The sequence below is a fragment of the Marinimicrobium sp. genome, assembly GCF_002695945.1.
Lineage (GTDB): Bacteria > Pseudomonadota > Gammaproteobacteria > Pseudomonadales > Cellvibrionaceae > Marinimicrobium > Marinimicrobium koreense.
The window spans coordinates 16141-35004 of sequence record NZ_NZQP01000021.1 but is presented as its reverse complement, the minus strand read 5'-3'; the positions used below and the strand labels follow the sequence as shown (position 1 = coordinate 35004).

Annotated in this window: 18 protein-coding genes; 2 read left to right on the top strand and 16 right to left on the bottom strand. The window is 61.8% G+C overall.

Going from position 1 to position 18864, the window contains the following annotated elements; genetic code table 11:
* Window positions 1-48: 48 nt before the first annotated feature.
* The 12 genes from CMG77_RS16105 to CMG77_RS04025 all read right to left on the bottom strand — a co-directional run bounded on the left by CMG77_RS16105 (window position 49) and on the right by CMG77_RS04025 (window position 13256).
* Window positions 49-1275, bottom strand: a complete 1227-nt coding sequence (locus CMG77_RS16105) for an alpha/beta hydrolase family protein (protein ID WP_502691753.1) — start codon at window positions 1273-1275, stop codon at window positions 49-51.
* A 1002-nt stretch (window positions 1276-2277) separates the two neighbouring features.
* Window positions 2278-2877 carry an RdgB/HAM1 family non-canonical purine NTP pyrophosphatase gene (gene rdgB / locus CMG77_RS04075; protein ID WP_286903664.1) on the bottom strand — a complete coding sequence of 200 codons (600 nt, stop codon included), beginning with the start codon at window positions 2875-2877 and terminating at the stop codon, window positions 2278-2280.
* Between the two features lie 25 nt (window positions 2878-2902).
* Window positions 2903-3340, bottom strand: a complete 438-nt coding sequence (locus CMG77_RS04070; RefSeq protein ID WP_286903663.1) for a DUF4426 domain-containing protein — start codon at window positions 3338-3340, stop codon at window positions 2903-2905.
* Between the two features lie 165 nt (window positions 3341-3505).
* Window positions 3506-3784: a DUF4168 domain-containing protein gene (locus CMG77_RS04065; RefSeq protein ID WP_286903662.1), complete on the bottom strand. Its 279-nt coding sequence runs from the start codon at window positions 3782-3784 to the stop codon at window positions 3506-3508.
* Between the two features lie 305 nt (window positions 3785-4089).
* Window positions 4090-5544 carry a sigma-54-dependent transcriptional regulator gene (locus CMG77_RS04060; protein WP_286903661.1) on the bottom strand — a complete coding sequence of 485 codons (1455 nt, stop codon included), beginning with the start codon at window positions 5542-5544 and terminating at the stop codon, window positions 4090-4092.
* The gene (locus CMG77_RS16100; protein WP_502691752.1) at window positions 5537-6337 is read right to left on the bottom strand and encodes a sensor histidine kinase; all 801 of its coding nucleotides are present in this window, start codon (window positions 6335-6337) and stop codon (window positions 5537-5539) included. The genes CMG77_RS04060 and CMG77_RS16100 overlap by 8 nt, the downstream gene beginning before the upstream one ends.
* 755 nt (window positions 6338-7092) lie before the next feature.
* Window positions 7093-7698 carry a methionine biosynthesis protein MetW gene (metW, locus tag CMG77_RS04050; RefSeq protein WP_286903722.1) on the bottom strand — a complete coding sequence of 202 codons (606 nt, stop codon included), beginning with the start codon at window positions 7696-7698 and terminating at the stop codon, window positions 7093-7095.
* A gap of 11 nt (window positions 7699-7709) precedes the next feature.
* Window positions 7710-8879, bottom strand: a complete 1170-nt coding sequence (gene metX, locus CMG77_RS04045) for a homoserine O-succinyltransferase MetX (protein ID WP_286903659.1) — start codon at window positions 8877-8879, stop codon at window positions 7710-7712.
* Between the two features lie 80 nt (window positions 8880-8959).
* The gene (locus CMG77_RS04040) at window positions 8960-10918 is read right to left on the bottom strand and encodes a dynamin family protein (protein WP_502691751.1); all 1959 of its coding nucleotides are present in this window, start codon (window positions 10916-10918) and stop codon (window positions 8960-8962) included.
* A 169-nt stretch (window positions 10919-11087) separates the two neighbouring features.
* Window positions 11088-11678, bottom strand: a complete 591-nt coding sequence (locus tag CMG77_RS04035) for a YggT family protein (protein WP_286903657.1) — start codon at window positions 11676-11678, stop codon at window positions 11088-11090.
* A gap of 41 nt (window positions 11679-11719) precedes the next feature.
* Window positions 11720-12547: a pyrroline-5-carboxylate reductase gene (proC, locus tag CMG77_RS04030; protein ID WP_286903656.1), complete on the bottom strand. Its 828-nt coding sequence runs from the start codon at window positions 12545-12547 to the stop codon at window positions 11720-11722.
* 22 nt (window positions 12548-12569) lie between these two features.
* Window positions 12570-13256 carry a YggS family pyridoxal phosphate-dependent enzyme gene (locus CMG77_RS04025; protein ID WP_286903655.1) on the bottom strand — a complete coding sequence of 229 codons (687 nt, stop codon included), beginning with the start codon at window positions 13254-13256 and terminating at the stop codon, window positions 12570-12572.
* 96 nt (window positions 13257-13352) lie between these two features.
* Between CMG77_RS04025 and CMG77_RS04020 the strand changes: the two genes are divergently transcribed.
* Together CMG77_RS04020 and CMG77_RS04015 are read left to right on the top strand one after the other, a co-directional pair.
* Entirely contained in the window at window positions 13353-14387 is a 1035-nt protein-coding gene (locus tag CMG77_RS04020; protein WP_286903654.1) for a type IV pilus twitching motility protein PilT, read from the top strand.
* A gap of 19 nt (window positions 14388-14406) precedes the next feature.
* Window positions 14407-15552 carry a PilT/PilU family type 4a pilus ATPase gene (locus CMG77_RS04015; RefSeq protein WP_286903653.1) on the top strand — a complete coding sequence of 382 codons (1146 nt, stop codon included), beginning with the start codon at window positions 14407-14409 and terminating at the stop codon, window positions 15550-15552.
* Window positions 15553-15598: 46 nt separating this feature from the next.
* Here CMG77_RS04015 and ruvX read toward each other — a convergent pair whose 3' ends face one another.
* From ruvX to gshB, 4 genes are all read right to left on the bottom strand, one after another.
* A complete protein-coding gene (ruvX, locus tag CMG77_RS04010; RefSeq protein WP_286807577.1) occupies window positions 15599-16003 on the bottom strand; it encodes a Holliday junction resolvase RuvX in 405 nt (134 codons plus the stop codon).
* Window position 16004: 1 nt separating this feature from the next.
* The gene (locus CMG77_RS04005; protein ID WP_502691750.1) at window positions 16005-16523 is read right to left on the bottom strand and encodes a YqgE/AlgH family protein; all 519 of its coding nucleotides are present in this window, start codon (window positions 16521-16523) and stop codon (window positions 16005-16007) included.
* Between the two features lie 134 nt (window positions 16524-16657).
* Window positions 16658-17089 carry an energy transducer TonB gene (locus CMG77_RS04000; RefSeq protein ID WP_286903721.1) on the bottom strand — a complete coding sequence of 144 codons (432 nt, stop codon included), beginning with the start codon at window positions 17087-17089 and terminating at the stop codon, window positions 16658-16660.
* Window positions 17090-17598: 509 nt separating this feature from the next.
* On the bottom strand, window positions 17599-18546 hold the full coding sequence (gene gshB, locus CMG77_RS03995; protein WP_286903651.1) for a glutathione synthase: 948 nt from the start codon (window positions 18544-18546) through the stop codon (window positions 17599-17601).
* Window positions 18547-18864: the final 318 nt, after the last annotated feature.

Sequence of the window (18864 nt, the reverse complement as noted above, 5' to 3'; positions counted from 1 at the left end):
CCTCCGCCTCCCTTACCTCCGCCGCTCTTGTCTCGGAAGGGCGGAAGTCTANTCTGCCTCNCTGNTCGTCGTTGCCAGTGTCTGCCCGGAGGGCGCCAGGTGCTCATCCAGAAATGCCAGTACCTCCTCGATCAGCATCTGGCGCACCGGCTCCTCACCGTAACTGTGGCCAGTATCTTTCAGCGGCAGGTACTTCACCGGTTTGTTGGCCGCCTGCAGTTTTTCCAGCATCAGCTCTGATTGCTCAATCGGCACAATCTCGTCTTCTTCCCCGTGGACCAACAGCACCGGGGCGCTGATACCACTGGCGAAGTTGGCGGGCGAGTGAGCGGCCAAGCGCTCCGGGGTGAAGTAGTTTTTGGCGATAGAGCGAGAGAAGTATTCGATGACCCAGTGGTCTTCGCCCAGGTCCTTCTCTTCATGTTCCAGCATGGCGTTCAGGTCGCTGACCCCATGTATGGAAATGGCACAGCGATACAGATCGGGGGTAAAGGCTGCGCCCGCCAGGGCTGAGTAACCGCCGTAGCTGGCGCCGGCAATGCAGACCCGGTCCGGATCGATAAAGCCGACGTTGCTCAGGGCTTTTACCGCATCGGATACGTCATCCTGCATGGCTCGGCCCCACTCGCCCAGACCGGCCGCCCAATGCTCGTATCCGAAGCCGTAAGAGCCACGGAACTGGGGCTGAATGACGGCATAGCCACGGGCGGCAATCGACTGAACCAGCGCGTCGAATTCCTGGCGATCGTAAGATTCCGGCCCCCCGTGTGGTAGCACAACGGCGGGCAGGTTTTCCGGGTTGGCGGCGTGAACCCGCGGAATGGTCAGCAAGGTGGGAATGACCAATCCGTCCCGGGCTTTGAACTCAAAGGGTACCGAGGGTTGCACTTCGGCTTCGCTGATACCGGGATAGGCACTCAACAAAAAACGCACCGGTTGATTTTTCTGCGACAGGTAAAACTCGCCGGCGGTGGAGGGCCCCTCCAGATACAGCACCAGATTGTTCAGCTCGGAGTCGGCGTTGACCACATAAAGGGAGTGACCCTTGAACTGTGCCTGAAGTTTGCTCACCCGATCATTCAGCACGGCATCAAAAAAGTGGTAGCTGGGGTTAAAGCCCGCGTAGGTGATGCCAATCGCGACCCGCTCGGCGTTGAGACGGACGTTGGCGATGTCGCTATCGTTGCGGTTGAGGTCGAGCCGTTCCTGCTTGCCACTGTTCAGGTTCAATCGGTAATACTCGAGTCGACCGGTATCCCAGTCCTCCTTGAGCATCACCAGTGATTGCTGATCCGGTGTTTCTCCGATAAACGAGGCCACGGTGCGCGGCGAGTTGTCCGAATAGATAACCCGCCAGTCATCGCCGTCACGCACCAGAATCTCGTGCTGATAGTCGTCTTCGTTGTAACGCTCCTGCGCCAGGACTTTTCCGTTGCGCCCGACGAACCAGTCCACGGTATAGGAGTGGCCATCTTCCAGGACCTTGGGATTGCGCGGTTTCTCAATATCGACTTCGAGCAGGGCGTAATCGGGTTGTCGATCGGTTTTGGAGCGGGGCACATAGGCGGGCATGTACAACTTCCGGCCGTCGTCGGAAATCCCGAGAATTCGNCCCAGGCCCTGCTGGCCGGCGTAGATGACATGGCCCGGGCGCAACAACTGTTCGATGTCGCCGGTCTCGACGTTCAACGCATAGGCGGTACTGATTTCGTTACGGCCCCGAAAGCCCATCAGACGGGTTTCCTTGGAGGCGACCATGATCAGGTATTGGTCGCTGACAAAATGCAGCCGNCGCGGNTCCATTTCCCCGACGTGGGCACCGGTGATGTTTTTTCCTTCCTTCAGGGAATGAACCAGAATCAGGTCTTTATCGCCATCCCGGGTACGAAACGCCAGNAGTTCACCGTTGGGCGAAATGGCGACCATTTCCCGGGAAGGGTCGACACCGTAGAGAGAGGCGAGCTGTTCCAACTCCGGTGAGTCTGCGGCGGTTGGAAGCGCAAGTAGGGNGAGCAAGGCGATAGAGCAGACCCTGAGTATGGAGAGAGCGTTGAACAGGAGTGAATCGGCGCGAGTGCCGGAGAGAGTTTTCATCATGAGTACAGCCCGTCCTTCTTGAGCAGATGTGAATGTCACGACGCCATTACGGTCGGCATCACGTCTACTGCTCCATGACGGGGCGCCTCAACCCTGGCGTTATTATTAGTACGACAATTGGGATTACGCCACAGGTTGGCGTGAATTTCAATTGCCAATTGTCCGTTTGCGTGCGGGGCGTCAGGACGCCCCGTTGGTCAGCCCGGCGAGCAGCGCCCGGGTGGCGATGGCCCGGTGGCTGATTTTGCCTTTTTCTTCTTTGCCCAGCTCCGCTGCGCTGCACTGACGTTCGAGGACCTGAAACAGGGGGTCGTAGCCAAAGNCGCCCTCACCCTTGGGTCCGGTGCGGATGCGCCCGCGCCNCTGGCCCTGAGCGATCACCGGGGTGGGGTCTTCNGCGTGNCGCATCANCACCAGNACNCAGTGNTAGCAGGCGCCGCGCTCGGCCTCGGNGACGCCCTCGAGTTCCTGCAGCANGCGAGCATTGTTATCGGCGTCGGNGGCNTNCGGGCCNGCGTAGCGNGCCGAGTAGATGCCGGGGCGGCCATCCAGNGCATCCACAGACAGACCNGAGTCATCGGCCAGGGCCGGCAGGCCGGTTTGGGCGCTGGCGTGGCGNGCTTTCAGGATGGCGTTCTCGACAAAGGTCAGGCCGGTTTCCTCGGCGCTGTCGAGNCCGAACTCGCCCTGGGAGAGNACCTGATAGCCGCAATCGGCGAGCAGTTGTTGAAACTCTTTCAGTTTGCCGGGGTTGCCACTGGCGAGTACCAGTTTCTGCATGCATGCTCCTCAGTGGATGGTGNAATTACTTTTCAATGTACAGCTTTTGGCTGAAGCGCAGNTCGAAGCTCTGCTCGGCGCCCTCGGGCTGAATGGTNATCCGGAAGTTGTACATCTCTTCATTGAGATGGCGCACCGGNGCGATGTAGTAAGTCGTGTCGCCTTCGCTGATNTCTTTGAACTCGAGGGTCTGGCTCTGTTGTANCAGATTGTTGGCGGTACCACTCAGTCTGGCGGGTAGGCCCAATCCTCCGTCGGCNCGGGCAATGCTGACGTTGACCAGGGCCCGGTCTTCACTGCGCACCAGATTGTGCACGCTGGCGATGTCGGGCAATACGAAGGTGCTGTTGAACACGCTGTAGTACACCTGGTAATCACCAAAGCGCTCCGAGCCACTCTGGGCATGGGTCAGGGGCGACAGTAGCAGCGCTAGCAGGGCGGTCAGGGACAGCAGGCGTGACATGNNGGTTCTCCGGCTTNGAATGACNNGGNTTNGGACGCGNGGGCGACCTGGAATCCCGGGGCAGGAGAAAGTCTACCTTACTCGNTGGGTCTTTGGCANAAGGTNGNNNTACAAAAAAACGGGGCCGNCTGGCCCCGTTNTCGATGCGTGTTGNTCTGNNCCGTTTTAGGAGTCCTGTTCAANACGNGCTGTCAGCTCCGCCTCAATCTGGCTGCGCAGCTCTTCGCTCTGNCCGGCCTGNTTGGCGATCTGCTGGTACTCAGAGATGGACAGACCGGAATCGCTCACNGCTTCCTGCATCTTGGTCTGGGCTTCCTGCTGCAGTTCGGTGGCTTTCTCGGGATCTTCCACCGCCTGAAGCTTCTGAGTGTACTCCTGGTTGATGCCCTGAACCGCCATGTAGGCGTCCACNAAGCTTTCCACCTGGTNTTCGCTNACNTCCATNGCNTGAGNCTGAGGCTGGGCCTGNGGGGCTTGCGCTTCGCCCTGGGCGGAAACGGTNGCNGCNCCGAACAGCAGACCAACAGACGCCAGCAGAGCGAGTACGGGATGTTTGATNGTACGCATAAGTTTCTCCTCACAGTGAAACAGANTGTGGGTTTTNAAAAACCCGTTAGTTGTGTTGCGTACCNGGGTNTATCGCAACGCCCGTGCCANAAGTCNANGAAAATTTATAACNNNTTGATNTGTATGGGTTTTGTTTNGGTNGCNGCNNGCTGTGTGTGGACTGGGTCACTGTGCCCTTTCGCTCATGTGCCAATTTGACTCACCCTNGAGTGTGTCGGATGGGCGCAAGCNGNNCNGAGAGGCAAATTCACGCGTCGGTTTCCAGCCAGCGGTAGAGGGTGCGGCGACCGATGTTGAGAATATCGGCGGCGCGNTTTTTGTTGCCGTCCACCTGATCGAGCACATANTGNATGTAACTGCGCTCCACNGCNTCCAGCGACACCAGCTCGCCNTCGCCGGTGGGGGGCTGCCANCGAGTCGCCGGAGGCGGGCTCCGGGGTNGGCGTGGCCTGGTGAATCCGCTCGGGCAGNTGTTCGGGCCCGATCAGGCGCTCCGAGCAGAANGTGACCGCACGNTCGATGATATTGGACAGCTCGCGCACATTGCCCGGGAAGGGGTAGCGNTTGAGCAGGTTGAGCGCCTCGCCACTCAGGCCGTCCACCGGNTGCTGACGGCGCTGGTTGAACTGGTGCACCATGTGCGCGATNAGCCGCTCCAGGTCATCGCCGCGNTGNCGCAGTGGCGGCACTTCGATGGTGAAGGTTTCCAGCCGGTAGTAGAGATCCTCCCGAAAGCGCCCCTCGCTGACCTCATCGGGCAGCTCCCGGTTGGTGGCGGCGATGATGCGCACGTTCAGGTCCTGTTCGGTGTTGCTGCCCACTGGCCGCACCCGNCCGTCCTGCAGNACNCGCAGCAGGCTCGATTGCATCTCCATGGGCATTTCGCCGATCTCATCGAGCATCAGGGTGCCGCCGTCGGCGGCNGCNAACAGGCCGCGCCGGGCCTTGCTGGCGCCGGTAAAGGCGCCNGCGGCATGGCCGAACAGTTCACTTTCCAGCAGGTTGGCGGCAATGCCGCCGCAGTTGAGCGCAATGAATGGGCCATCCCGACGATCGCTTTCCCGGTGAATGGCGCGGGCTACCAGCTCCTTGCCCACGCCACTCTCTCCGGTCACCAGCACCGGGCCGCCGGCCTGGGCTACCTGCTGTATCTGGGTGAACAGTTGGCGCATGCGCGGGCTGCGCCCGATCATGCCGTGAAACTCGCCCTGATCCAGCAGGCGCCGATAGTAGCTCAGCTCCTGCTCCAACTGTTGGCGCTGTAGAGTGCGGGTGATGGACAGGGTNAAGTGGTCCAGGTCCAGGGGTTTGGTCAGAAAGTCATCGGCGCCGCGTTTGAGGGCATCCACCGCCTGATCGATGGTGCCAAAGGCGGTGATGGCGATAAAACTCGGGCGGACGGGCAACTGNCGCAACTCTTCGAGCAGGTCCAGACCNTTGCCATCGGGCAGNTGCAGGTCGCTGACCACCAGTTTGGGCGCCTCCTCGCTCAGCCACTGCCGGGCNCNGGCCAGATCCCCCTTGCCGGCACAGCGGTGACCGGCATCGGTGAGCTCTTCCAGCAACANNTGNCGCANGTCCGGGTCATCCTCNATCACCAGAATGTCCACGGGAGCGGCACTGGGGGNGTCAGNCATTGGNNNTTACCTCAGNNGCGTTCANGGCGGNCGATGNTGAGTCGGCCGGNGGCTGAAAGGGGATGGTCAGATCAAAGCGGGCCCCGCCGAGCTCGCTGGNGCCGATGTCGATACGGCCACCGTGCTCGGTGACCACGGCGTTGACCACNGCCAGCCCGAGCCCGGTGCCGACCCCCACNGGCTTGGTGGTGACAAAGGGTTCGAGCAGNTGTTCGCGTATCGAGGGGTCGATGCCCGGGCCGTTGTCNTCCACCACGAGNTGCACGGCGTCGGCCGTGCAGTGCCAACTCAGCCGGACGAGGCCGTTGGGGGTGGCCTGCACGGCGTTGCGCAGCAGGTTGATCAGTGCCTGCTCCAGGCGCAGGCGATCGGCATTGAGTGCGGGGCAGGGGGCCTCGGACGCCTGAANCTGGATGTCGACCACCTGNTTGCGACGCTCCTCTTCCACCTGCTGCAGGGANGANTGCANCAGATCGGTCAANCGGACTTCCCGGTGCTCGGGGGTCACCGGGCGGGCAAAATCCATCAGCTGGCGGATGATCCGCTCCATNCGCTGCAGCTGCTGGCGGATGTCCTGCAGGGTTTTGGNNTCCTCGGGGGTTGCTCGGCGCAGGGCGCGCTGGGCCTTNCCGTCGGCNACGCTCAAGGGGGTGCCCANCTCGTGCGCGACCCCGGCNGCAAAACGTCCGATGGCGGCCAGTTTTTCGGCNTGGTGTAGCTGGTGTTTGAGTTGGTATTCCCGTTCCCGNCGAGTNGTGATTTCCNGCTCNGAGGCGACGATGCTGTCGAGCATCCGNTTGATGCCTTCGGACAGGAAGCGCAGNTCGGTGGGGCCCTCGGTATCCAGGCGATGGTCCCGGCGGCCGCTGGCGACGGTGGCCATACCGCTCCCCATGGACTGGATGTGGCGACCAATGGCGCGCTGATAGCCGATCCACACNAGAATCAGCACCAGCAGGGCCGAACCGGCCAGAATGCTGATCGCCCGGGTACGGAAGGCGCGAATCTGTTGGACGAAGTCGCTGCCTCGCCGGGTGACCTGGAGTAACCCGTGGATCCGCCCCCCACTGTCGGTCAGGGGCATGAAGTAGGAAAATACCGCCTCACCACCGATTTCCTCAAAGGCGCTCTGCTCGCTGCCCCGGGAGGCGAGGCTGGCGGCCTCAATGTCCTGTACCTGTACGTTGCTCGGGCCCTGGGCGGTGATGCGGTTGCCCTGCTCGTCGTAGACATAGACGCCGTACACCCGACCGATATCCCCCGCCGAGGTCACGGTTCGACGCAGGGTTTCCTCGTGGCCATTTTCCANTGCGTAGCTCAGGGGGCGGCGAATGGAGCGGGCGATCAGCTCGATTTCCTCCTCCATATCGGTTTCCGCTGTCTGCTCCAGTTGGCGCAGGCTGAAGCCGGCGGTGGTGATCATGATCAACAGAAAGGGCGCGAGCACAAACGCCAGCAGCGCGGTGCGGATGTTGTACAGACCGAAGGGCTGTCGCAATCCCATGGAGGCTGACTCCCGGTTTGGGGGTGGCTGAAGCGAAGACCGGTCTACNGACCGGCCCGGTCACCGAGGCGCAGGTGGTAAATCGCGGTCTCGCCAAACAGGTTGGGCGATACATCCTTGAGAAAGTTCGGCGACGCTTCGTTGACCACCTGGCGGTGCAGCACGGTGATGCCTTTGTCCCGGCAGAGCACCTCGAAATCCCGGAAGGTGCAGAAATGGATGTTGGGGGTATCGTACCACTCGAAGGGCAGCAGGTCGGACACCGGCATNCGGCCNCGCACCGCCAGGTGCCAACGGGCTTTCCAGTGGCCAAAGTTGGGGAAGGTGACNATGCACTCCTTGCCCACCCGGAGCATTTCATCCAGCACTTTATGGGGGTAGTGCATGGTCTGGATGGCCTGAGCCATGATCACGGTATCGAAGCTCTGGTCGGCGAANTTGCCCAGGCCGTCATCCAGGTTCTGCTCAATGACGTTCAGGCCCTTGTCGATGCAGGCGTTGATCTGGTCGGCGCCGATCTCCAGGCCGTAGCCGGAGGTGTTCTTGGTCTCCTGCAGATACTTGAGCAGGGTGCCGTCGCCGCAGCCCAGGTCGAGAATGCGGCTGCNCTCGGCAATCCAGTGCTGAATTTCGGTCTGGTCGAGTCGCATGGGGGCTCCGTTCATGCCTTGGNCTCCTGNCGCTGCGCGTCCCGGGCCACGCCNGCCATNTAGCGGGTNAAGGCCTCCCGGTAGCGTTCGCTGGGCAGCAGGAAGGCATCGTGGCCGTAGGGCGAATCAATGGCGGTGTAGGTGACCGGCTGGCGGGCGCCGAGCAGNGCGTCGACAATTTCCCGGGAGCGCTGGGGCGAGAAGCGCCAGTCGCTGCTGAAGGACACCACAAAAAACCGGCAGCGGGCCTCGGCAAAGGCCTGGACCGGATNGTCGTCGTATTCCCGGGCCAGGTCGAAGTAATCCAGCGCTCGGGTAATCAGAATATAGCTGTTGGCATCNAAGTTATTGGCAAAGCTGTCGCCCTGNTAGCGCAGATAGCTCTCCACCTGAAACTCCACCGGATCGTGCTGNCCGCGCACAAAGCTGCCGCTGCGCAATTCCCGACCGAATTTCTCNCCCATGGCGTGATCGGACAGATAGGTGATATGGCCNATCATACGCGCCACCGCCAGCCCGCTGCGGGGCAGGGTGTTGTGCTCCAGATAGCGCCCGTCNAGGAAGTTCGGGTCGGACATGATCGCCTGCCGGGCGGTTTCGTTGAAGGCAATGTTCTGGGCGCTCAGCTTCATTGCCGAGGCGATCACTACCGCGTGACCCAATCGGTCCGGATACTCCAGAGCCCAGCGCATCACCTGCATGCCGCCGAGACTACCGCCGACGATGGCGGCCCAGCGTTCAATGCCCAGCGCATCGGATAAACGGGCCTGACTCTCGACCCAGTCACGTACCCGCAGCNTGGGAAAATCCGGTCCCCAGGGCTTGCCGGTGGCCGGGTTGGTGCTGCGCGGGCCNGTGGAGCCGCTGCAGCCGCCGAGGTTGTTGGGGCAGACCACAAAAAACTTGTTGGTGTCGATGGCTTTGCCCGGGCCGATGTAGTTGTCCCACCAGCCGGGNTTGCGATCGTCCATGCTGTGGTAGCCGGCGGCGTGATGGTTNCCGGACAGGGCGTGACAGATNAGTACCGCATTGGAGCGGTCGTCGTTGAGGGTGCCATAGGTCTCGTACACCAGCTCGTAGCGCTCGAGCGTGGTGCCACAGGCCAGCGTGAGCGGCTCAGTGAACTCCAGAGTCTGGGGGGTGACCAGACCCACCGAGTCGTCGGGCAGGGTGTCGGGCATTGGCAATCTCAGTCCTGGATGGAGAGTAAACCCGCAAGTCTAAGGTTGCGCCGGGAATGCTGCAAGCGATGCGGTCCGGATCAGGGGGCGGTCTGAGCCGCCCGGGGGCGGTGCAGGGGAACCACCGTGGCCTGATGCTCCGGTTGATTCATGGCGGGTTGGGTCTGCTCGCGCACCGCCTGGAGGTCTGCCAGGGCGCGCTCCATCTGGTCGATATTGTCGCGCAGGGTGCTCACCTGCTGAGCCTGGTCCTGTTGTTCCCGGCGCATGCGGGTCAGGCGCAACATATGGTGTTCGAGCAACTGCCGTTGATACTGGTTACGCTGAAACAGCGGCACCAGGGCCTGTTTCAGCCAGTGATCAATGATGTTGTAGAGCTGATGCCATAGCGTCCGGGCCTCCTGGACGAGGGTGCTGACAAAACGCTGAATCAGTGGCCCCTTGAGGCTCAACAGACTGTCCAGCGAGGCGCGGAACTGGTCGGCCTGATGGTGCAGTTGGCGCAACTGCCGGCGTTGGTCCGCGAGGTCCAGCCGGTAGTTGGCTGGGGTCTGGTCGGCGTCAATGGCATGCTCGGGGCGCTGGTAAATGGAGTCCAGTACCCGGTTGGTACGCTCCACTTCTCGCTCCAGGTGGCCCATCTGGTGGTCCAGCCAATCGAACAGGTGTGCCATGGAGCGGGACAACCCCAGGGTGGTCCAGCTGTTGGTCAGTTTCTGGCGGGTGTGGTCGATTTCCCGGGCCAGCCGCTCCGGGCTGATGACCTGGATGAGGGACGGTCTCTGCTTGTCCAGCAGCATCTGACTGGTGCGCAGCGACAGTGACTGTTTGTGGTACTGGCGATGTTTCTGGCGGATGGCCTCGCGCCGTTCGTTGAGCAGGGCATCGCTCTGCGCCCGATCGCCGGTGCGTATCAGCAACAGCTCCTGTTGGGCGTCTGCGATCCGGCCCTTGAGGCTGTGGTAGACGTTGTCGATCATGCTCTGGCTGTCGGTGATCAGGCGTTGGCCGGCCAGTTGCTGACGACTGCGGGCCACTGTCTCCCCGAGGGCCTTTTCCAGGTGACCAAAACCGCTGCGCTCAAGACGCTCGGCGTCGTCGCGGGCGCGGGCCAGCAGTGCCTGCTTGGCCGACAGGGGTAGGACCTGTTCGGGCTCCAGGGCCAATTGGCGGGCGGTCAGTTGGCGGAGTTGCTCCACCGTCTGAGCCACCTGCTCCGGTGGCTGGAGATCATCCCACAGACTGTCGACCTTGTTGAGCAGGGTCAGCACGGCGCTGCCGCGCTGCTGGCGAAGCCCCTGAATATGGTCGCGCCACAGGGTCATGTCGCTGGCGGTCAGACCGGCGTCGGCCGAGAGCAGAAACACGATGGCTTGGGCCTGGGGCAGCACCTTGAGAGTCAGTTCGGGTTCGTTGCCCAGGGCATTGAGCCCCGGAGTGTCGATGATCCGCAGGCCGCGGCGCAGCAGCGGGTGATCAAGGCTGATCATGGCGTGGCGCCAGCGAGGGATGGCCACCTGTCCCTGGTCGTTGCGCTCACTGTTTTCATCGGGACAGAAACCGAGTGCCCGGGCCTCATCGTCGCTGACCCACTGGCTGGCGGAGACCTGATCGAGGGTGGCGCGCAGCGTTTCCGGTGTCTTGGGGTCCAGGGGCAGGGTCACCCAGTTGCGGGGAATCCGTTTGAAACGCTCCAGNCTGGCCTGGCTGCGNCGGGTCTCGATNGGCAGCAGGCGCANGCAGTTGGGCCGGTCCGGNTCGCAGTATATTTCGGTGGGGCACATGGTGGTGCGGCCCGGGTGGGAGGGCAGAATCCGCTGNTTGCGCTCGTCCATCAACAGGGCGTTNATCAGCTCGGTTTTNCCCCGGGAGAACTCCCCGACNCANACCAGNGTGAANTCATTGCTGCCCAGTAACTGGCGGGCCTGAACCAGGCANTGANGCACCTCATCGCTGACCAGNCCGTGGGTCTGGACCCAGTGTTCNAAGCGACGCAGCCGCTGGCTCANATCCTGACGCCAGAGGTGGTAGTGACTCATGTGACGGTACAGCGCTCGGGTGTCCATAGTGGCCCTGTGTCCTGAGTGGTTTTGAGNGTTGGTGTTATGGGCCGGTATTGGACTACGTCCGGGNACTCGATACCAAGGAGATTTGGNCTGAGCGGCNGATCGCGCGGACAAGCGGTTGTCCGCNGCGATNGCNGNNNGCTTACATNCCGATGACCAGGCCTCCGGGCATGCCCACNCTCTGCCCCAGAGCCGGCACCAGGTANCGATTGAGGATGTGCAGNACCATGAANGCGAAAATCGGAGTGATATCGATGCCGCCGAGCGGGGGAATCAGTTTCTGGAAGGGGGCCATGACCGGAGCCACCAACTGGCGCACCAGAATCAGTGCCGGATGCTGACTGAAGGGGGCGACCCANCTGGCGATGATGGAGATGATCAGGCACCAGAAGTAGATCGACAGNACCACAGACAGAAGACCGATGGCGGACCAGGCGATGGTGTAGAGCGGGTTGAGAAAGCCGAGACCGGCGATGACCAGCACCANNTGGATCAATAACCACTGAACCGNCAGCGCNAATACCAGCGCNGCCAGATCAACNCCGAAAAAACCGGGAATCACCTTGCGCAGGGGCATCAACAGCGGGTTGGTGGCCTTGGCGACGAACTGGGAAATGGGGTTGTAAAAATCCGCCCGCACCATCTGGAACAGGANGCGCAGGATCACCAGCATCAGGTACAGCGAGCCCAGGGTGCGAATGATGTAAATGGCAATTTCAGCCGAGGTGGACATGGTGTTTCCTCTTGTCGGTCGGGTTCCGCGGTGCGGGTCGGTTACTGTCCCAGGGCCTTGGCCAGGCTGACCGAGCGCTCGGCGCAGGCGGTCATGGCGCGCTGGAAGGTGTCGCGCAGGCCGTCTCGTTCGAATGATTCAATGGCGGCTTCGGTGGTGCCGCCCGGTGACATGACCCGACGGCGCAGCTCGTCCACACCCACATCGCTGGTGCGGGCCAGGGTGGCGGCGCCCAGGGCGGTCTGCAGAGTCAGTTCGGTGGCGGCCTCCCGGGTCAATCCCTGCTGAACGCCGGCGTCGATCATGGCCTCCATGACCAGGAAAAAGTAGGCGGGGCCGGAGCCGGAGACGGCGGTCACCGCATCCATCAGTTGCTCNTCTTCCAGCCANTGAACCGTNCCGACGGCGCCCAGAATCTGNTCCGCCTGNTCGCGTTGNGCGNNGNTGGTGTGGCGGTTCGCATNCAGGCCGCTGGCNCCGGTTTTGACCAGGGCCGGTGTGTTGGGCATGCAGCGCACGATCGCCTGGTCCTCGCCCNGCCAGCGACTCAGGCTGGCCCCGTCAATACCGGCGGCGATGGAAATCAGCAGNGGNTGNTGNGNCAGGCTCGGNCGCAGGGCTTCGGTGACGGTTTTCATCACCTGGGGTTTGACCGCGAGCACCACCACCTCGGCCCATTCGGCCACCGCGGCNTTNTCGCCCGTGCCGATNCCGAANTCGCGGCTGAGCTGCTCCAGGGCGTCGCCGTTCAGGTCACTGGCCCGGATGCGCTCGGCGGGATAGCCTTCCTGCACCAGGCCGCCAATGATGCTGCGGGCCATATTGCCGGCGCCGATAAAGGCCAGATTGGGGTGTTGGGTGTTGCTCATAGTCATTCCTGTTGGTTCGGTATTAGCTTCGAGGGCCAAAAATATCGGTGCCGACCCGTACCAGGGTGGCGCCCTCGGCGACCGCCGCTTCGAGGTCCGCGGACATGCCCATGGAGAGGGTATCCAGCNCGAGCCCCTGGGCCCGCAGGTCCTCCAGTGCCTGCCGCAGTCGAGCCAGGCTGGCACGCTGGGCCGCCTGCTCCTCCCGTGGAGCTGGAATCGCCATCAGGCCCCGCAGGCTCAGATTGGGTAGCTGGCTGACCTTCCGTGCCAGGTCCGGCAGTTCCTGCAGGCTGACTCCGGCCTTGCTGTCTTCCGCATCGAGGTTCACCTGCAGGCAGACATTCAGGTGACCGAGCGGGGCGGGACGCTGGTCGTTCAGGCGCTGGGCAATCTTGAGCCGNTCNACGCTGTGCACCCAGTCAAAATGCTCGGCGATATCCCGGGTCTTGTTGGACTGAATCGGGCCGATAAAATGCCACTCNATGTCGGGTAAGTGCGCCAGGGCCTCCTGCTTGGGCAGCGCCTCCTGCAGGTAGTTTTCCCCGAAGCGGCGCTGTCCCGCCTGGTAAGCGGCNTCCAGCGCCTCGGCGGGCTGGGTTTTGCTGACTGCGACCAGCTTCACAAACTGGGGGTGACGACCGGCGGCTTCGGCGGCCGCAGTCAGGCGGGCGGTGACATTGTGGAGCTTCTCGTCTATCTTTGGCATATCTGTCCCGGTGGGGGGTTGTCGGCCTGAGCGCTCCTGTCGCGCCCGGCCCCTCAGTGGCCACTGAAACCACAGAAACACAAANAAGGTAGCAGTATGGATATTACGGAACTTCTGGCCTTTAGCGCTAAACAGGGCGCTTCAGACTTGCACCTCTCCGCNGGCCTGCCCCCCATGATCCGGGTGGACGGCGATGTNCGGCGGATCAACCTGCCTCCGATGGAGCACAAGCAGGTGCATAGTTTGATCTACGAAATAATGAATGACAAGCAGCGCAAGGACTTTGAAGANTTCCTGGAAACCGACTTCTCCTTTGAGGTGCCCGGCGTGGCCCGNTTCCGGGTGAACGCCTTCAATCAGAACCGCGGTGCCGGCGCGGTGTTCCGGACCATTCCNTCCAAAGTGTTGACCATGGAAGAGCTNGGNATGGGCAGTGTGTTCCGCGATATCTGTGCGGTGCCCCGGGGNCTGGTGNTGGTGACCGGCCCGACCGGTTCGGGCAAGTCCACCACGCTGGCAGCGATGATGGACTACATCAACGACAACAAATACGAACACATCCTGACCATAGAGGACCCGATCGAATTTGTCCACGANAGCAANAAGTGCCTGGTCAACCAGCGCGAAGTGCACCGGGACACTCACGGCTTCTCGGAAGCGCTTCGCTCGGCGCTGCGGGAAGACCCGGACATCATTCTGGTGGGCGAACTTCGGGACCTGGAAACCATCCGCCTGGCACTGACCGCGGCGGAAACCGGTCACCTGGTATTCGGCACCCTGCACACCACCTCGGCGGCCAAGACCATTGACCGGGTGGTGGATGTGTTCCCGGCCAACGAGAAGGCCATGGTCCGNTCCATGTTGTCCGAGTCGTTGCAGGCAGTCATTTCCCAGACGCTGCTCAAGAAAAACGGCGGCGGCCGGGTGGCGGCCCACGAAATCATGCGGGGTACCTCCGCCATCCGCAACCTGATCCGTGAAGACAAGGTGGCGCAGATGTACTCGGCCATTCAGACCGGTGCTTCCCTGGGCATGCAGACCATGGACCAGTGCCTGGCCGATCTGGTGGCGCGTCGGTTGGTCAATCGCGACGTGGCCCGGGAAAAAGCCAAGATGCCGGAAAACTTCTAGATAATTACGGGACACCGCTATGGATTTTGATCGCTTATTGTCGCTGATGGTCGAGAAAGGGGCCTCAGATCTTTTTATTACCGCCGGCGTTCCGCCGTCNATCAAGGTGAATGGCAAGCTGGTTCCGGCCACCGCCTCGCCNCTGCCTCCGGAGAANGCTCGGGAGGTAGTNTTGGGGGTAATGAACGAGAAGCAGCGCCGGGAATTTCTCGAGCAGAAAGAGCTCAACTTTGCNATCAGCGCCCGGGGTATCGGCCGCTTCCGGGCGAGCGCGTTCTATCAACGCAACCTGGCGGGTATGGTACTGCGNCGCATTGAAACCACCATTCCGGAAATCGATGACCTGGGCCTGCCGGACATCATCAAGGATCTGGCCATGACCAAACGGGGGCTGATCCTGTTTGTGGGGGCGACCGGCACCGGTAAGTCAACCTCGCTTGCCTCGATGATCGGTCACCGCAATCGCAACAGCAAAGGCCATATCATTTCCATCGAAGACCCGATCGAATTCATTCATCANCANCAGGGCTGCATCATCACCCAGCGGGAAGTGGGCATTGATACCGAGTCNTTNGAGACCGCGCTGAAGAACACNCTGCGTCAGGCGCCGGACGTGATTCTGATTGGTGAGGTCCGTACCCGGGAAACCATGGAGCANGCCATCGCCTTCGCCGAAACCGGTCACCTGTGTCTGGCGACCCTGCACGCCAACAATGCCAACCAGGCNCTGGACCGGATCATTCACTTTTTTCCGGCNGACCGGCACCGGCAGTTGTGGATGGACCTGTCCCTGAATCTGCGCGGCATCGTGGCTCAGCAATTGATCCCGACACCGGATGGTCAGGGCCGTCGGGCTTGCCTNGAGGTNCTNCTGAATACGCCGCTGGCGTCGGATCTGATTCGCAAAGGGGAGGTCAGTGAGCTCAAGGAGCTGATGAAAAAGTCCACCGAACTGGGTATGCAGACTTTCGATCAGGCGCTGTACGAGCTTTATGACGCCGGGGAAATCACCTACGAGGACGCCCTGGCCCATGCCGATTCGCCCAACGATCTGCGGTTGTTGATCAAGCTCGGTTCGGAAACGGATGCCACTTATCTGTCCCATGCCGCCGACGAGCTGTCGATTGAAGACGACGGCTCCGAAGATCGGGGACGGGTGTTTTAAGCACCCGCTAACGGTTTAAGAGGCCCGTAGCGGTTTAGAAAGCCTTTTAGCGGTTTAAAAAGGTTTCCACGATCAGGCGCGCGGCGATGGAGTCCACGGGGTTTTTGCCATAATCCCGGGAGCCGCCGCGGGCCATGACCTCGCCTTTGGCTTCGAAGCTCGACAGGCGCTCGTCGACCATTTCCACCGCCACACCAAACCGACCGTGAATCCGCTTGGCAAATTTGCGTGCCCGGGCGGACAGCTCGCTTTCGGTACCATCCATATTCAGTGGCAAACCCACCAGTACCAGCTCCGGTTGCCACTCCCGGAGCAGGGCTTCCACTTCGGACCAGTCGGGTACGCCATCGCGGGCTCTCAATGGAGGCTGTGACGTGGCGGTGCCGGTTAGCGTCTGGCCGGTGGCCGTCCCGATATTCTTCAGGCCGTAATCGAAACCCAGTAACTGCACGTCAGGCGTGGCCGNCGGTGGCGGAAATCAGGTTGAGGTCGAACCCCAGATGGTTCGCGGCGGCGGCCCAGCGTTGTTCGCTGGGCGTGTGGAACAGGATGTGGCGGTCGGCGGGCATGGTCAGCCAGGCGTTGGCGGCGATTTCGTCCTCCAGNTGTCCAGCTTCCCAGCCGGCATAGCCGAGAGCGATGATGAAGTTCTCGGGTCCGCGCCCCTCGGCCAGGGCCTCGAGGATGTCTCTGGAGGCGCTGAGGCTGACATCGTCGGCCACCGAGAGGGTCGACTGCCAGCGGCTGGTATCGTTGTGGACCACAAAGCCGCGCTCTACCTGAACCGGGCCTCCGGCCAGCACAGTGCGGTCGCCGAGGTGCTGCTCATCCCCCAGCTCCAATTGGCTGAAGATATCGCCCAACGTCAGGGGCATGGCGTTATTGAGTACCAGCCCCATGGCGCCCTCGTCGCTGTGCTCACAGATGTAGGTGATGCTGTGCGCAAAGTTGCGATCGAGCATGCCGGGCATGGCGATCAGGAAGTGGTCGCGCAGGCTGCCGGCGGTCAGGGCTTTTTCAGTGTCTGCAGGGCTTTTTTCGTTCATACCTGAATTATGGGGGAAACCACTGGGAAAACAAGCGCGCGGACCAAGAAAATCTGCGGCTAGTCCGCGGAGGTTGAAAGCCCGGCGATCTCGAAATTCCAGGTGCGGATGATTTCCAGGCGATCGTATTCCTGGCGAATTTCCGGTGGGAAACTGTTGAAGGGGGCGGCGAGGTGCACGATCTGCACCGCAGCCTGGTCCAGTAATCGGTGGCCGGAGGAGTGCAGCACTTCGACCTCGTGAATGGTGCCATCCGGNTTGATNGCGACGGACAGNCGCAGGCTGCCGGTGATCCGGCGNTTGAGCGCNTCCTGNGGGTAGTGGCGGTTGCCNGTNCGCTCGATCTTTTGNCCCCACTCGTGNAGGTANCGCGCGTCGAAGGCNGCNCGNGTGGCGACCGAGGTNAGGCGCCGGATGCGCGGACGCTTGGCGTACTCCTGGCGCTGACGATCCAGCTTGGCNTGCAGGCTGGCAATTTCCTGGCTCAGCATNGGCTGNTCTTCAANCTGGCCTTCGCGCTGTTCCTGCTGCTCNTGAGGGTCGGCATCNTCCGGNCTGGGCTGCTGGCGCTCCGCCCGGCTGGTGGTGGTCACCACGGCGTNATCCCGTCGCTCNCGGGCGGTGCTGGCCTGAATCTGTGGGGTGGGGTTGATGTCCCGCACCTGGGTGTCGGCAAACTCCGCTTCCTGCTCGGTNGTGAGCTGGCGTGCCTGNTCTTCGGTGCCGCTGGCCTGTTGGTTGTGCTGNGCCAGGTAATCCGCCTCNTCCGGNGCNCGACTATCCTGGTGGTTGGCCAGGGTCACATCCAGNGTGGGNGCNGCCTGACCGCGCTCGGGCAGGGTGAAAGACACCCCGAAGATCANNAGCGCNTGGACGGCCAGGGCCAGAAANAGNGTAAAGCTCAGCCGATCACCCGTATCCACGGTGTTGTCGGGGAGNGTGTCCTCGGGGCGGTTTTGACTCATAGTAATGGGTACGGCAGCTCGTTCAGCAGTAGCGATCAGGGCAGGCGTCGCTCAATAGCGTCCATCAGTCGGGCCCCGATCCGGGTGTCAAACGCCTTGTCAATCTCCCGCACGCAGGTCGGGCTGGTGACATTGATCTCGGTCAGGTAGTCGCCGATGACGTCCAGTCCGACAAAGAGTAACCCTTTTTCCCTGAGCGTGGGTGCGACCTGCGCCACAATCCAGCGATCCCGGTCGGTCAGGGGTTGGGCGACGCCCCGCCCGCCGGCNGCCAGGTTGCCCCGGGTTTCGCCGCTCGCNGGGATNCGCGCCAGNCTGTAGGGCACNGCTTCGCCGTCNACCACCAGAATGCGCTTGTCGCCTTCGGTGATNGCTGGCAGGTAGCGCTGNGCCATCACCATCTGGGTNCCAAAATCGGTGAGGGTNTCCAGAATCACACTGACGTTGGGATCATCGGCTTTGCAGCGGAAAATACGGCTGCCNCCCATGCCATCCAGAGGCTTGAAAATGACGTCTTCCTGATCCCGGTGGAATTGGCGCAGCCGCGCCGGGTCCCGGCTCACNATCAGNGGCGGGCAGCACTGGGGGAATTGGGTGGCGAAGATCTTCTCGTTACAGTCACGCAGGCTCTGAGGGTCGTTGACCACCAGGCTACCCTCGCGCTGGGCGGCTTCCAGAATGTAGGTGCTGTAGGTGAACTCGTTATCAAAGGGCGGNTCCTTGCGCATCAGCAAGACATCCAGCTCCCCCAGGGGGCGGTCTTGCCGGGGCCCGAGCTCAAACCAGTGGNTCTCGTCGTCCATTACCAGNAGCGGTCGGGTGCTNGCACGAGCCTGTCCCTTGTCCAGGTAGAGATCGGACTGCTCCATGTAATGAAGGTCCCAGCCNCGCTCCTGNGCCGCCAGCAGCAGGGCCANGGTGGTGTCCTTATAGAAGGTAATCTGGTCGATGGGGTCCATGATCACGCCGAGAGAGAGGGTCATACAAACGTTTTCCGGATNAGAGTGGGAGGGGTGGCCNTGTTGCCGCCTGCCGTTTTGCGCGCTAAAGTTAAGCCCTCGGGCGGTAGAACGCAAGCTCGGCCGCTGAATGTCACAGTATTGGTTAGGGCGCGGGCTGTCGCCAAAATAAGACTAAAGCATAATAAATCGGGTTCACTAACGAAAATCTTATATATTCAGTTGGTTATAGATATACCTTAAAAACTGTGTTAAAAGTTCGTTTTAACTGTACCACCTGCTCACGTGAAGCGCTTATCCCGGCTGGCGGGTGNANTGTGTGACTTNCGTCACAAAAAACGT